10 protein-coding genes are annotated in these 14,049 nt (G+C 64.7%); all 10 read right to left on the reverse strand.

From position 1 onward, the window contains the following. Position 1: 1 nt before the first annotated feature. Positions 2 to 1,192, reverse strand: coding sequence for a TIGR03118 family protein (locus U5A52_RS20275; RefSeq protein WP_321936009.1), 1,191 nt, complete (start codon positions 1,190 to 1,192; stop codon positions 2 to 4). A 147-nt stretch (positions 1,193 to 1,339) separates the two neighbouring features. After that, the gene (locus tag U5A52_RS20280; protein ID WP_321936010.1) at positions 1,340 to 2,656 is read right to left on the reverse strand and encodes a tetratricopeptide repeat protein; all 1,317 of its coding nucleotides are present in this window, start codon (positions 2,654 to 2,656) and stop codon (positions 1,340 to 1,342) included. Between the two features lie 200 nt (positions 2,657 to 2,856). Next, positions 2,857 to 5,586 carry an MGH1-like glycoside hydrolase domain-containing protein gene (locus U5A52_RS20285; RefSeq protein ID WP_321936011.1) on the reverse strand — a complete coding sequence of 910 codons (2,730 nt, stop codon included), beginning with the start codon at positions 5,584 to 5,586 and terminating at the stop codon, positions 2,857 to 2,859. A 134-nt stretch (positions 5,587 to 5,720) separates the two neighbouring features. Beyond that, the gene (locus U5A52_RS20290) at positions 5,721 to 7,682 is read right to left on the reverse strand and encodes an amylo-alpha-1,6-glucosidase (RefSeq protein WP_321936012.1); all 1,962 of its coding nucleotides are present in this window, start codon (positions 7,680 to 7,682) and stop codon (positions 5,721 to 5,723) included. Between the two features lie 69 nt (positions 7,683 to 7,751). Further along, positions 7,752 to 8,783: a substrate-binding domain-containing protein gene (locus U5A52_RS20295; RefSeq protein ID WP_321911239.1), complete on the reverse strand. Its 1,032-nt coding sequence runs from the start codon at positions 8,781 to 8,783 to the stop codon at positions 7,752 to 7,754. Between the two features lie 195 nt (positions 8,784 to 8,978). After that, on the reverse strand, positions 8,979 to 9,950 hold the full coding sequence (gene rbsB, locus U5A52_RS20300; protein WP_321936013.1) for a ribose ABC transporter substrate-binding protein RbsB: 972 nt from the start codon (positions 9,948 to 9,950) through the stop codon (positions 8,979 to 8,981). Between the two features lie 106 nt (positions 9,951 to 10,056). Then, positions 10,057 to 11,016: an ABC transporter permease gene (locus tag U5A52_RS20305; RefSeq protein ID WP_158762149.1), complete on the reverse strand. Its 960-nt coding sequence runs from the start codon at positions 11,014 to 11,016 to the stop codon at positions 10,057 to 10,059. Positions 11,017 to 11,059: 43 nt separating this feature from the next. Next, positions 11,060 to 12,568 (reverse strand): sugar ABC transporter ATP-binding protein, encoded by a 1,509-nt coding sequence (locus U5A52_RS20310; protein WP_321936014.1) that lies wholly within the window; start codon positions 12,566 to 12,568, stop codon positions 11,060 to 11,062. A gap of 10 nt (positions 12,569 to 12,578) precedes the next feature. Further along, positions 12,579 to 12,977, reverse strand: a complete 399-nt coding sequence (rbsD, locus tag U5A52_RS20315) for a D-ribose pyranase (RefSeq protein ID WP_321911245.1) — start codon at positions 12,975 to 12,977, stop codon at positions 12,579 to 12,581. Between the two features lie 8 nt (positions 12,978 to 12,985). Then, a complete protein-coding gene (gene rbsK, locus U5A52_RS20320) occupies positions 12,986 to 13,894 on the reverse strand; it encodes a ribokinase (protein ID WP_321911247.1) in 909 nt (302 codons plus the stop codon). Between the last annotated feature and the right edge of the window lie 155 nt (positions 13,895 to 14,049).

Genomic DNA, 14,049 nt, shown 5'->3' on the forward strand with positions numbered 1-14,049 from the left:
GCTACATGCCCATGCTGGTCCCTGCGCCCGTGCTCGTGCCGGTGCTCGTGCCGGTGCCCGTAGCCGTGCCTGTGCTCGGCGCTGCGTTCAGATCGATCCTTCCATACACACCATCGGCCTCGTCATTCGGCCCCGCCGCGAAAAACAGCGTATTGGAGGGCTGATTGCTCAGGTCGTTGCCGAACGCAATGCCCCACAGACCGGGCTCGACAATCGCGCTGCCGTTCGACGCAACGAGCGGCCCCATCGACTGGCCGCTCGCTGCATTGAACGCGTTGATCGTGCCATCGCCGAAATTGCCGATCAGTATCGCGCCACTCATCGTGCCGAAGTTCGAAGGCGCTTGCGCGATGCCCCATGGCGCGTTCAACGCACCGCCCGACGCGAAGCGTTGCTTCAGGTTGCCGGACGTGTCGTACACGTCGACCATGCCGAGCCCCGCGCCGGCGACATCGTCGTGTTTGGCCGCGTCCTGCTTCGCGTAGGTGACGAACAGATTCGAGCCAATCGCCCGAATGCCGAACGGCGCGAAGCCGGCCGGGATGAGCGGGTCCGTGAAGGCGCCGGGCGTCGTGACCTTGCTGAACGAGGTATTGAACACATCGATCTTGTTGTTGTGGAAGTCGGTCGCGTAGAGGAGGTTGGCGTTGTTCATCGTCGCGAGCGCGAGCCCCTTGTACACGGCGCCGCCCGTGCCATCGTCATACATGACGAACGCATTGGTGGGCCCGACCGCTGGCGCCCACGCGGTGATCGTGCCGCCTTCGCCCGCAAAAATGAACGCTGCGACACCAGACTTGCCGTTTTCCGTGACCGTGAAGCTCTGCGTGCCGTTGAAGACGATGCCCGTGGGCGAAGCCGAACCGTTGTTGCCGGCGGGAATCGCGACCACCAGCGATTGCGGCACCCCGTTGCCGTCATACAGCGTCGCGACATTGGTGCCGTTGTCCGCAACCCAGACAAAACCGTTCGGATTGAAGGCGACCCCCCAAGGGTTCTTCAAATTCGCGTCCGTGTGCGCGGCCGCCACTGCGCCATCCGAAACGAGGGCCGTCACTGCGAACGACGACTGGACCGGCGTGCTCGTACTGTTCGAGTTGCCGCTGGAACTGGAACCGCCGCCACACGACACGAGTGTCGCGATGGCCGCACCGCAAGCTACGACGCCGAATACGGCGAGTAGAGGCTTCATGACCGCACTCCTCTTTCAGTCCACGGGACTAACGGACAAAGAACGAGGAGGACGCGGCGTTTATTCCAGCGAAGAAATAGGGGAGATGTCGCGTGCGATCGCAATGACTGAACTAGCTAGCGAAAAGCGGGCGGCGGGCAACGCGCGCTACGCGTGAGCGCCCGACACCAGCACATTCGCCGATGCCGGCGGCTTGTGCGGCGCGCCCAGCAGCGCCAGTTGCTTCTCGTGCGGCGAGAGCGCGCCACTGTCACGCTTGTCGGCCTCGGCATACTTCTGAGCCGCGTGAGACAGGTCACCTTCGTTTTCGAGCGCTTGCCCCCAAAGTTCATACGAGGGCGCGAGGTCCGGCCGCAGTTCGACCGCGCGGGACAGCCTGGCGATCGCCGCCTCGTTTTGTCCCGTGTCGACGAGCGCCTCACCCCAGTCATGGAGGATGTTCACATCGTCCTCGTGCATGGTGTTTGCGCGGCGGAATGCGCTGAGGGCTTCGTCATACCGGTGCGCGTGCAACAACACGTCGCCGAGCAAGCGCTGGTTCTCCGCCGTACTGAATTTTTCGCGGGCACCCAGCCGAAGCTCCCTGATCGCCGCGTCGATTCGCTTCTCCTGCTCGAGCGCAATGCCGAGGTTGGCTCGCAAAACGCCCGAGTGCGGGTACAGCAAGAGTGCGTCGCGTGTCAGTTGTTCCGCCTCCTCGGCGCGGTTTTGCCTGAGCAGCAGCCACCCTTTTCCCGCGAGTGCCCACAAGCGTTCCCGCGAGCCTGGCCTGCCGAGGACATCGTCATAGATCGCGTCGATCTCGCCATAGTCGCATTGGTCCAGCGAACACCGCGTCTTTTGCACCTTGGTGAAGAGATGGCTGGCGAGTGTATTCGGTTCGACGAGCCGCATGACCCTGGCCGCGATGTCCTGCATCGACTTGTCGAAGTCACTGGCGCTGAACGCGACGTCGTCGTGCATGGCGTTGAACGGGCCGTTTTCAATCTGAATATGGGCGACATAGGCATCCGCGCTGTCACCCGTATGCGTAATGCCGATATGGACGATCACGTCCGGCTTGTCGCGGAAAAACGTCAATTTCAGAAAACCGACAATCGAGGCATAGGACATGTCCTCGCCGGGAATCTTGATATCCGGACTGTCGCTATCGGCCAGCGAAGCATCGTGCGGGACCGCGTCGCTTTCGCTGCTGATCCCACGCATGGCGGCAAGAATTCGTTGTGCCAGGAATTCCGGGGCATAGCCGGTATTGACGAATGCCGTTGGCGCTTCCACCGGCGGCACCAGGACGTGCTGTGTGCGCGCGCCGGAAATGACGAGCAAGCAAAATGGAGCGACCAGGATCAGGATGAACCAGGGGAGCACGAAAGGCCATAGCGCTCTTGGCGCGCGGGCGATCCACCCGATCAGAGACCACACCTGCGACAGGCCGCCTGGCCCGCGATCCACAACGCTCGACATGATGCACCTCGACCCGGCCGCAGTTGGTGGAGTCCAACTACCGGTCGGCGTTCATGCATCGAATGTGCCAGCACGCTCAAACGCTTCTCTGCAAGGCGTTTGCGCCATGTTTGCGAAGGTTGGGCATGGCGGGTGTCATCTCGCGACCAACGTCTACAGACGGCGAGTGCCGGGTAGAAGCGAACACATGCGAATGGAGATCACTTCACCGCCTCCATATCTTCGACCTCGCCCGCGACCGGCACGTTGCCCGACGGACTCATCATGCGCGGCTGCAACATCAGCGCGACGAGACCTGTCCAGCCGGTCTGGTGCGAAGCGCCGACGCCGCGCCCGTTGTCGCCGTGGAAGTATTCGTGAAACAGCACGAGATCGCGGCAGCGCGGATCGGCCTGCAGCAGCGGGTACGCGCCCATCACCGGGCGCTCGTTGTTGCGGTCGAGCAGAAAGAGCGTCGTGACGCGGCGCGCGAGTTCGTCGGCGATCTGAGCGAGCGAAAGCTTCTTGCCCGAGCCGGTTGGATACTCGACGCGAAAATCGTCGCCATAGTAGCGGTGGAATTCGTACAGCGACTCGATCAGCAGATAGTTGACCGGCATCCACACCGGACCGCGCCAGTTCGAATTGCCGCCGAACACGCGCGAGTCCGATTCGGCGGGCAAATATTTGACGCGGAAATCGCAGCCGTTGTGGCGGTAAACGAAAGGTTCCTCGAGATGGCAGCGAGAAAGCGCACGCACGCCATGGGCCGAGAGAAATTCGGCTTCGTCGAGCATACGCCGCAGCAGCGCCTTCATGCGGTGCCCGCGCAATAGCGAGAGCAGCAAGGAATTGCCCTTGCCCGGTTCGTTCCAGCGCGACACGAGGCTCGCAAGGTCGGGCCGGTGCTGGAGGAACCAGACCAGCCGGTCGCGCAGCCCCGGCAAGCCGCCGTGCACCCGCTCCTCCAGCACGCGCACGGCGAAGAACGGAATCAGTCCGACGATCGAGCGCATGCGCAGCGGTACGTTGGTGCCGTCCGGCAGCCTCAGCTTGTCGTAGAAGAACTCGTCGACGCTGTCCCACAAGCCCGTGTCGCAGCCGTCGTCGCAACTCACCGCGCCCGCGATATACAAAAAGTGCTCGAAGAATTTCACGCCGATATCGACGAACACGTGGTTCGCAAACGCGAGTTCGAGCGCGATGCGCATGAGGTCGAGCGCGTAAGCCGCCATCCACGCCGTGCCGTCCGCCTGATCGAGGTGGCCGCCCGTCGGCAGCGGCGACGACCGGTCGAAAATGCCAACGTTGTCGAGTCCGAGGAAGCCGCCCTGGAAGATGTTGTGGCCGTCCGCGTCCTTGCGGTTCACCCACCACGAAAAGTTCAGCAGCAGCTTGTGGAAGATGAGTTCGAGAAACTCCCGGTCTGCCTTGCCGGTGATCGACCGATCGATCTCGTACACGCGCCACGCCGCCCACGCGTGCACGGGCGGGTTGGCGTCGCCGAACGCCCATTCGTATGCGGGTAATTGCCCGTTCGGATGCTGATAGCGGTCCTTCACGAGCAGCAGCATCTGCTTCTTTGCGAACATCGGATCGACCAGCGCGAACGCGACCGCCTGAAACGCGAGGTCCCACGATGCATACCACGGGTACTCCCACTTGTCGGGCATCGAGAGGATGTCCGCATTGCACAGATGCCGCCAGTCCGCATTGCGCCCGCGCAGGCGGCTTGCGGGCGGCGGCGGCTGCAGCGGGTCGCCTTCCATCCAGCGGTTCACGTCGTACTGGTAGTACTGCTTCGACCACAGCATGCCCGCCAGCGCCTGGCGCTGCACGAGCCTCGCGTCGGCGCTCTCGATGTCGCGCTGCAGCGCGCCGTAGAACGCGTCCGCTTCGGCGATGCGTTGCGCGAAGAGATGTTCGATGTCTAGCGCCACCTCTTCTTTCGCCTCGGACACGGGGCGCCAGCGCAACGTGACGACGGCGCGGCCGTGCGCCGCGATCTCGAAATGCACGCGCGCAGCCGCTTTCGTGCCGGTGTCGCGCCGGATCGCGCCATTGTTGCCGTGCACGACATAGTCGTCGAAGCCGTCCTTGAACGGGCCGGCGCCGTCCATGCCAAATAGCCGCTTGACGTTGGTCTCGTTCTCGCAAAACAGCCACTCGACGCGCGCGCCCTCTTGCGCGGCGGCCGTCACGATGAGCGGCTCGTGCGTGCCGCAGCGCGCGACAACGTGCTCACCGTCCGGCGACGACACGAGCGTGAGTGAAGGCTTGTCTCCCGCAGACTTCCACGACCACGTGTTGCGCGCCCAGATCTGCGGCAGCACGTCGATCGATGCGTGCTGGCCGCCGCGGTTCTCGACGCTCACGCGCATCACGATGTCTTCCGGCGTGTGCTTTGCATATTCGATCTGCACATCGAAATAACACTCGTCGTCGAACGCACCCGTATCGAGGATTTCATACTCGGGCAAACCGGCGCCGCGCCGCGCGTTTTCGTCGATCAGGTCCTGGTAGGGAAACGCCGCCTGCGGGTACTTGTAGAGCATGCGCATATACGAATGCGTCGGCGTGCTGTCGAGGTAGAAGTACAGCTCCTTCACGTCCTCGCCATGATTGCCTTCCTCGTTCGTGAGGCCGAACAGACGCTCCTTCAAGATCGGATCGTGGCCGTTCCACAGCGCGATCGAGCAGCACCAGTTCAACCGCTCGTCGGCGAACCCGGCCAGGCCGTCCTCGCCCCAGCGATAGGCGCGCATGCGCGCGTGATCGTGCGGGAAGTAGTCCCACGCGGTGCCGTGCTCGCTGTAGTCCTCGCGCACCGTACCCCATTGGCGCTCGCTGAGGTACGGCCCCCAGCGTTGCCAGCGAGCGTAATCGGCCGAGTACAGGCGTTGGCCTTCGACCGTGTGGATGAGGCCGGCGGCGCGCTGCAGCATGGGCATCTCCTTGAATTGGGGCCGCCGAGGTGGGGCCGCCAAGGTGGGGCTTGGGACAACGGGTGGCACTCAGGCGCCACGAGTCTCCCATGCTAGCGCGGTTTGCCTGCCCGGCGCGCGGAGCGGGCAATGTGTGCGGGCTAATCGGCGTCGCCGAGCCGCTTGAGAACGCGCAGCAGTTCGCCGAGCGACCATGCCTGGAACGGTGTGCCGCCGGGCCGGTGCGGCGCGTCGCCATCGGCGACTTCGGAAATATGGTCGAGCCCGGCGTGGTCGAGATGCGCGAGCAGCGGTGCGATGAAACGCTCGCGCGCGAACGCGCGTTGCGCCGCCGTATCGCCGTTCACACGCAACCAGGCGTCAACGAAAGGACCGAGCAACCAGGGCCAGACAGTGCCCTGATGATAGGCGCCGTCGCGCTCCAGCACGCCGCCACCGTATTGCCCGCGATACGCGCGGTCCGACGGCGCAAGCGTACGCAACCCCATGGGCGTGAGCAAATGCGCTTGAACCTGCGCGACGACCGCGCGCGCCGCATCGCCTGCCAGCAGTGCGAACGGCAGACCGCCCGCCGCAAAGATCTGGTTCGGCCGAATCGAGCTGTCGGCCGTACCCGCCACGTGATCGACGTCGACCACGTCGAACAGCGCGCCCGTAGACGGATCGACAAAGCGCGCGGCAAACGCGGCACTGGCGCGCGCATCGAGTTCGCGCCAGCGCGTGTCCCATGCCCCAACGATGCGCAGCGCGTTGATCCACAGCGCCTGGATTTCGACCGGCTTGCCGATGCGCGGCGTGACCACCCAGTCGCCCGCCTTCGCATCCATCCAGGTGAGCTGCACGCCCGGCACGCCCGCTCGCAGCAAGCCGTCACGCGGGTCGGCTGCGATCTGGAAGCGCGTACCGCGCGCGTAGCCTTCGAGAATCGCGTTCACGGCGCCTTGCAGCACACGCCGCGCTTCGGGCGGCACGTTCTGCGCCGCGAAATAGTCGTGCACCGCCACGACGAACCACAGCGATGCATCGACGGAGTTGTATTCGGGCACGCCACCCGCGTCGGGAAAGCGGTTCGGCAGCATGCCTTCGGACACCGTCGCCGCCCATTCGAGCAGGATCGCGCCAGCCTCCTCAAAGCGGCCGTTCGCGAGCAGCAGACCGCGCATGGCAATGAACGTGTCGCGGCCCCAGTCGGTGAACCACGGATAGCCCGCGACGATCGTGCGGCCGTCACCGCGCGAAACGACATAGGCGCTGGCCGAACGTTGCAGACGCGAGCCGAGCGACGCCCGGCGCACTTCCTCGAAACCGGCGAGCAGTTGTGCGCGGCTCGCCGCGCTTTCGTTGTCTTCCTGCTGGGTATCGTTCGTGCTGGACAATGGTTGCGCGCGCAACAACAAAACGGCGTCGCCTTTGGCGAGATCGAAGGCGAACACGCCAGGCGTCGCGAGATCCTCGATGCAGTCGAGCCCGCGCTCCCGTTCACGCGTGTAGCAGAAGTTGCGGTACCAATCCGGCGCATGGGTATAGCGGCCGTTCGAGTGGGCGACAATGGCAGGCAAATCGCCATACGGTTGCCAGCGCACGTGCTCGCCGTCAATCCGGGCATCGAAATTGAATGCGGCATTCTCGTGGTGCAGCGCGTGGTAATCGCGGCCCGAGATCAGCGGGCGGACTTTCAGCACCAGGCCGCCTGCTCCGGACGGTGCTTCGAGCCGCCAGCGCAGCACCGTCTCGCGGCTCGCTTTCGCAACGAACACCTCGGTTGTGAGCACACCGCCGCTGTCCAGCCGGTAGCGCCACGTGGGCCACGGGGAAGTGTCGAAGCTTGCGATGCTTTTCGACGTATCCGGAGAAAGCAGATCCGGCGCGTAGCGCTGCATGGTCAGCGCCGTTTTGCGCTCCCCGTCCTCGAGCCAGGCTTCAACACCGTTCACGAGCACCACGCGGTCCGTGGGCGGGTGCCTCGCCGTGAGCAGCAGCGCATGATAGCGGCGCGTGCGCGCGGTCCCCACGGTGCCGGAGGCGAATCCGCCAGCGCCGTCTGCTTCGAGCCATTCGTTGTCGAAGCACTCCGCATCAATGGGGCTGTCAAGGCGCGTCATGGGGTGTCCTGCTCTCGTGGATCACCTGCGCAACGATACTCCCGTCGGCTTGCCCCTGCAGGAAAACGTCTACGTGCGAGCAGGCTGCCCGCGCCGCTGCCGATAGTGAATCTGCGCGGGCACCTGAATCGACTCGGGCGCGCCATCGCCCTCGAGCAGCGAAAAGACGCAGCGCAGGCTATGTTCAGCGAGTTGGCCGCTGTCCTGCACGATAGCGTCGATGCGAAGCGGCAGACAGTCGAGCAGTTGATGATCGTCGAACGTCATCACGCGGCCCGGCGCCTGTGCGAGCTGGTGCGCTTCGTTCACGAACTCCAGCAAGCCTTCGAGCAGCGTAATGGAGCCGGCGAAAAGCGCCTCGGGATAGCGCCCATGCGCCTCGAACCAGGCTTTCATCAGCGCATAGCCCGACTCGCGCTGATAGTCGCGTTGAAACACCCAGTCGTCCTGCTCCATCACGCCATGCCGCTCGAGCGCGAGCCGATAGCCCGCCAGGCGGTCGCGGCTCGGCGAGAGTTCCGGCTGGCCGCCGAAAAACACCACTTCACGCGCGCCTTGCTCGATCGTCTCACCGACCAAAGCGGCCACGGTTTCGGCGGCGTCGGTGATCACGTAGGGAATGGCGCTTGTCGCCACGCGGCGATCGGCGAACACGATCGGCAAGCGCTTGACCCATTTGTCGTAGCGCGGCGCGTCCGCCGTGCACGGCACGACCACCACGCCGTCCACCTGCTGCGCAACCAGATGCGCAATGCCCTCGGTCTCGCGCACCGGATCTTCGTCGCTCGTCACGATCACGAGTTGATACCGGTAGCGCTCGCGGCATTGCCACTCCATGGCCTGCGCGAGCGCGGCGTGCGCCGAGTTGGTCAGGTCGGGAATCACGAGGCCGATCGTGTTGCTGCGCCGCGAGCGCAGCGCGCGTGCCGATTGCGACGGCGTGAAATGATGGTCCCGCGCCACCTGCAGCACGCGCTCGACCGTCGCCGCCGAAATGCGGTAGCGCTCGGCATTGCCGTTGAGCACCATGCTGGCCGTGGTGCGCGAGACCTCCGCGAGGCGGGCAATGTCGTCGATAGTCAGACGCTCGAACTGGGACACGCGGCGTTCCTGCTGGGTGTGGGTTGGGGATCGCGTGAACGCGAGAGCGAAGAGGCGGCGCTGCGGCCGTGAGGAAGGGGAACCCCAAACGAAGCGCCCCGTGTGGCACGGGGCGCCCGGTGCTTCCGAGGCGCGCGCAGACGCGAAACTCTTCGCGTCAGATGGTACTACGCGCGCGCGCGCCTGAAAATGCGCTTACTGCTTGTACAGATTCAACGGCACGGGGATGAACTTGTCGACCGGCTTGCCGTCGACGAGCTGCTTCGCGGTCTGCACGCCATACTGGCCGATCAGTTCGGGCTGCTGCTGCACGGTGGCGGCCATCTGGCCGGCCTTGACCGCGGCGATCGCGTCGTCGGTGGCGTCGAAGCCGACCACGGCCACGTCCTTCAAGCCTGCCGCCTGCAGCGCCTTCACCGCGCCCAGCGCCATTTCGTCGTTCTGCGCGAACACGCCCTGAATGTCCTTGTTGCTCTGAATGATGTTTTCCATCACCGAAAGGCCCTTGGCGCGATCGAAGTCTGCGGGCTGCTTCGTGGCGATCTTCACGCCGCCCTTCGCCGCGATTTCATCGTCGAAACCGGCGCCGCGTTCGTTGGCCGCCGACGAACCCGGAATGCCTTGCAGCTCGACGATGTTGCCCTTGCCGCCCAGCTTCTCGGCGAGGAAGTCGGCGGCCATCTTGCCGCCGGCCTTGTTGTCGGACGCAATATGCGAGCTGACTTCGGCGCCGTTCACGCTGCGGTCGAGCGAGATCACCTTGATGCCCTTGCTCGTCGCTTCCTTCACGACGTTGGCCACCGCCGAAGAATCGGTCGGGTTGATGAGGATGACGTTGACCTTCTTTTCGATCAGGTCTTCCACACTCGCCTGCTGCTTCGCGGGGTCGTTCTGCGCGTCTACGGTGATGAGCGTCACGCCGTCCTTCTTCGCTTCGTCTTCGGCGCCCTTCTTGAGCGAAACGAAGAACGGATTATTGAGCGTCGAGATCGACAGGCCGACCGTGACCGCGCCGCCCGAAGCGGGTGCCGCCGCCGATGCGCCGCTTGCGCTCGCATCGGTGCTGCCCGGGCCTTCCTTCGAGCAGGCCGCGAGGCCCAGCGCGAGCGAACCGGCGACGAGCGCCGAAAGAAGCTTCGAGATCGACGGCGAGTTGTGCTTATGCATAGTCTTCCTCCTCGTTATATGTGGAGTGTGTGGAGTTAAAAATTAAGGATAGCTACTGATAAGACGTTGCCGCGTCGCGCAACCATTGCGCGACGCGGCCATTCAGTTACGACGACTTCTTGTTGCCGCGATCGATCAGCACGGCGAGCAGGATCACGATGCCCTTGATGACCTGCTGATAAAACGACGACACGTCGAGCAGGTTCAGGCCGTTGTTGAGCACGCCGATCAGGAGCGCGCCCACGAGCGTGCCGAAGATCCAGCCGCGGCCGCCCGTGAGGCTCGTGCCGCCCAGCACGACCGCCGCAATCGCGTCGAGCTCGTAGCCCGTGCCCGCGGTCGGCTGCGCGGAGTTCAGGCGCGAGGTCAGCACCACGCCGGCGAGCGCCGACATGACACCCGCGATCGTGTAGACCCACAACTGGATACGGTCGACCTTCACGCCGGAAAGCTTGGCCGATTCGGCGTTGCCGCCGGTTGCATAGATATGGCGGCCGAACACGGTCTTGCGCAGCAGCACCCAGAACACGCCGAACATCACGAGCATGAGCACGACGGGAATCGGCACGAGGCGCGCGACATAGCCGCCGCCGAGCAGCGAGAAGAAGTCGCTGTTGAAGCTGCTGATCGGGCTGCCGTTCGAGACAACGAGCGCGAGGCCGCGCAGCACCGTCATCGAACCGAGCGTGGCGATGAACGGCGCGACCTTGCCCTTGCTGATGACGAGACCGTTCGCAAAGCCCATCACGCCGCCCGCCACGAGACCGGCGAGCGTCGCGACGATAGCGGGCGTGCCGGAACTGAGCAGCGTGGCGATGATCACGGAGGAAAGCGCGAGCACCGAGCCCGCCGAAAGATCGATGCCGCCGAGCAGGATCACGAGCGTCATGCCGAACGCGATCAGCGCGTTGATCGACGCCTGGCGCATCACGTTGAGCAGATTGTCGACCGTGAGGAAATCGCGGCTCACGATCGAGAGCGCCACGGCAATGATCAGCAGTGCTACGAAGGGTCCGAGCTTTTGCAGCGTCGCCCGGCTGCCGGGGGTGAGGGTCACTTGCGACATGTCATGTCTCTCGAGATTGCAATGAATGGGTAAGCGCCAGCGCTCAAACGGCGACGGCGTGCGCCGCGCCCACCTGGCCGCCGGCCGCGGCCGTCATGATCAGTTCCTGGTTAGCCGTGGCCGCCTCGAAGATGCCGTTCTGGCGCCCCTGGTGCATGACGAGAATGCGGTCGCTCATGGCCAGCACTTCGGGCAGTTCGGACGACACCATGACAATGGCAACGCCCTGCTGCGCAAGCTGATTGATGATCGTGTAGATCTCGGCCTTGCCGCCCACGTCCACGCCGCGCGTGGGCTCGTCGAGCAGCAGCACTTTCGGCGGCTGCGCGAGCCACTTCGCGAACACGACCTTCTGCTGGTTGCCGCCCGACAGCGCCTTGACGTCGAGTTCCGCGTCGCGCGTGCGCACGCGCAACTGCTTGATGAGGCCGTCGACAGCGCTGCGTTCCGCGCGCTCGTTCACGAAGCCTAGCGTGGCGTACTGGTCCAGATGCACGAGCGTCGCGTTTTCCCGCACCGACATGCCGAGCACGAGCCCCTGACGCTTGCGGTCTTCCGTGACGAAGCCGATACCCGCCGCAATCGCGCTGGACGCGTCGCGCACGTCGAGCGCCTTGCCGTCCAGCGTCACCGTGCCGGCGGTTTTGCGGTTCGCGCCGAACAGCGTGCGCAGAATCTCGCTGCGGCCCGCGCCCATGAGACCGGCGATACCGAGCACCTCGCCCGCGCGCACCTCGAACGTAATGCCTTCGATATGGCCTTCGTCCGCAAGACCGGCCACGCGCAAGCGCACCTCGCCCGGCGCATGGCTGCGTTTCGGGAAACGCTCGCCAATCTCGCGGCCCACCATGAGCCGCACGATCTCGTCGAAATCCGTCTCACGAATCGCGCGCTCGCCGACGAAATGCCCGTCGCGCAACACGCTGATCTTGTCGCACACGCGGAAGATCTCCTCCATGCGGTGCGAGACGTAGACGATCGCCACACCGCTCGCCTTCAGCGACTGCATGATCTCGAACAGCGTTTCGATCTCGCGGTTCGTGAGCGCGGCGGTGGGCTCGTCCATCACGAGCACTTGTGCGTTCAGCGAAAGCGCCTTGGCAATTTCCACGAGCTGCTGCTGGCCGATCGAGAGGCGCCCCGCCTCCGTCTGCGGGTCGATACGCTGCGCGCCGACCTTGTCGAGCCACTTGCGCGCCTCTTTGCGCATGGTCGCGGTATCGACCATGCCGAAGCGGCTCGGCTCGCGGCCCAGGAACAGATTCTCCATCACCGTCAGTTGCGGGATGAGGTTCAATTCCTGGTGAATGATGGCAATGCCCGCGCGTTCGGCCTCGACCGTGCTGCGGATTTGCAGCGCGCGCCCATCGACGAGGATCTCGCCCGCGTCGGCCTGATGCACGCCGCTCAGAATCTTCATGAGCGTCGATTTACCTGCGCCGTTCTCGCCCATCAGTGCGTGGATCTCGCCTGCCTCGATGCGGAAATCGACGCCTTCGAGCACCCGAACCGGACCGAACGCCTTGCCGATCCCCTGCATCATCACTTGCATCCTGGACCTCTCAGAAGATCACGCCCGAATGCAGGATCACATTCGCATAGGGGCTGCACTCGCCGGTGCGGATCACCGCTTTCGCCTCGCGGCAGCGGCGCTTGAACTCTTCGTGCGGCACGTTTTCCACGGCGATGTGCGCGGCCGCCATGTCGCGGCAGCGCGCCACCACGGCTGCGTTGTGCGTGTGCGCCTCGCTCGCGAACACGGCGCGCTCGGCCTTGAAGTCGGCGAGCACGCTGTCGAGCACGGCGAAGAAGTCGGGCACGCCAGCCGCGAGCGAGACGTCGATGCATTCCACGCCGTCGGGTACCGGCAGCCCGCAGTCGGCGATCACGAGGCTGTCCGTGTGGCCCATGCGGGCCAGCACGCGTGCGATGTCACGATTCAGATGTCCGTGTTTTTTCACTGCGAATCTCAGGCTTGCGTGTTCAGGAAGGCTTCGAGCTCGGCGAGCGTGGGCATGCCGCCTTGCGCACCGGCGCGCGTCACGGAAAGCGCGCCCGCAGCGTTTGCGCGCCGCACGGCCTCGCCCATGCCGAGATGCCAGAACGCCGCCAGCGCGCCGTTGAAGGTGTCGCCCGCGCCAGTCGTATCGACAGCATCGACCGCGAAGCCCGGCTGATGCACGAGCGCGCCATTGGCGTCGGGGTTGGCGTCGGGGTTGGCGTAATACGCGCCATCTTTACCGTGCGTCATGGCAATGCGCACGGGCGAGCGCGCGATGACCTCGGCCCACGCGCCTTCTGGCGTTTGCAGCGCGGTCGCGAGTTCATGCTCGTTTGGCGTGAGCAGCGAGGTCAACTCGAGCAGTTCGCTGCTCAGTTCGACTGCGGGTGCGGGATTGAGAAAGAAGGGCTTGCCGTGTTCGCGGGCGCACCGCGCGGCGTGCAGCACCGTTGCGTACGGCACTTCGAGTTGCGCGAGCACGACGTCGGCCTGTGCAATCGCCGCGCTTGCGCGGTCGATGTCTTCGGGCGAAAGCTCGTGGTTCGCGCCGGGCACGACGATGATCGCGTTGTCGCCGCCCGATAGCGTGATCGATGCAATGCCGGTCGCTTCGCGACCCGTGCTCACGTGGGCGATATCGACGCCTTCGCGCGCGAGCGTCGCTTTCATTTCGCCGCCGAAGGCGTCTGCGCCCACACAGCCGATCATCGTGACCTCGGCGCCCAGGCGCGCCGCCGCAACCGCCTGATTCGCGCCCTTGCCGCCCGGATGCGTCGAAAAATGCGTGCCGAACAGCGTTTCGCCGAGCCGGGGAAACGTGTCGGTCGTGACGACCATGTCCATGTTGATGCTGCCCACCACCACTACGCGCGCCATTGCACTCCCTTTCGACGGCTTCCCGCATCCGCGGTTTTTTGCCGTGCTAAAACGTAATCAGCTTGGGAGCGCAGTTATACCAGAGTCCTCCCGCGGGTGAAATAGACCCAGGGTATAACCGGATGCGCGGAAGACTATGTCCCTGATTATTAAGG

Source organism: Paraburkholderia sp. J8-2, from assembly GCF_905220195.1.
Classification (GTDB): Bacteria; Pseudomonadota; Gammaproteobacteria; order Burkholderiales; family Burkholderiaceae; genus Paraburkholderia.

What these genes read in the sequence shown, in the direction of transcription:
- U5A52_RS20280 (WP_321936010.1), bottom strand. Translation starts at nt 2,656, where the DNA reads ATGTCGAGCGTTGTGGATCGCGGGCCAGGCGGCCTGTCGCAGGTGTGG.
- U5A52_RS20305 (WP_158762149.1), bottom strand. Translation starts at nt 11,016, where the DNA reads ATGTCGCAAGTGACCCTCACCCCCGGCAGCCGGGCGACGCTGCAAAAG.
- U5A52_RS20285 (WP_321936011.1), bottom strand. Translation starts at nt 5,586, where the DNA reads ATGCCCATGCTGCAGCGCGCCGCCGGCCTCATCCACACGGTCGAAGGC.
- rbsB (WP_321936013.1), bottom strand. Translation starts at nt 9,950, where the DNA reads ATGCATAAGCACAACTCGCCGTCGATCTCGAAGCTTCTTTCGGCGCTC.
- U5A52_RS20310 (WP_321936014.1), bottom strand. Translation starts at nt 12,568, where the DNA reads ATGCAAGTGATGATGCAGGGGATCGGCAAGGCGTTCGGTCCGGTTCGG.
- U5A52_RS20275 (WP_321936009.1), bottom strand. Translation starts at nt 1,192, where the DNA reads ATGAAGCCTCTACTCGCCGTATTCGGCGTCGTAGCTTGCGGTGCGGCC.
- U5A52_RS20290 (WP_321936012.1), bottom strand. Translation starts at nt 7,682, where the DNA reads ATGACGCGCCTTGACAGCCCCATTGATGCGGAGTGCTTCGACAACGAA.
- rbsK (WP_321911247.1), bottom strand. Translation starts at nt 13,894, where the DNA reads ATGGCGCGCGTAGTGGTGGTGGGCAGCATCAACATGGACATGGTCGTC.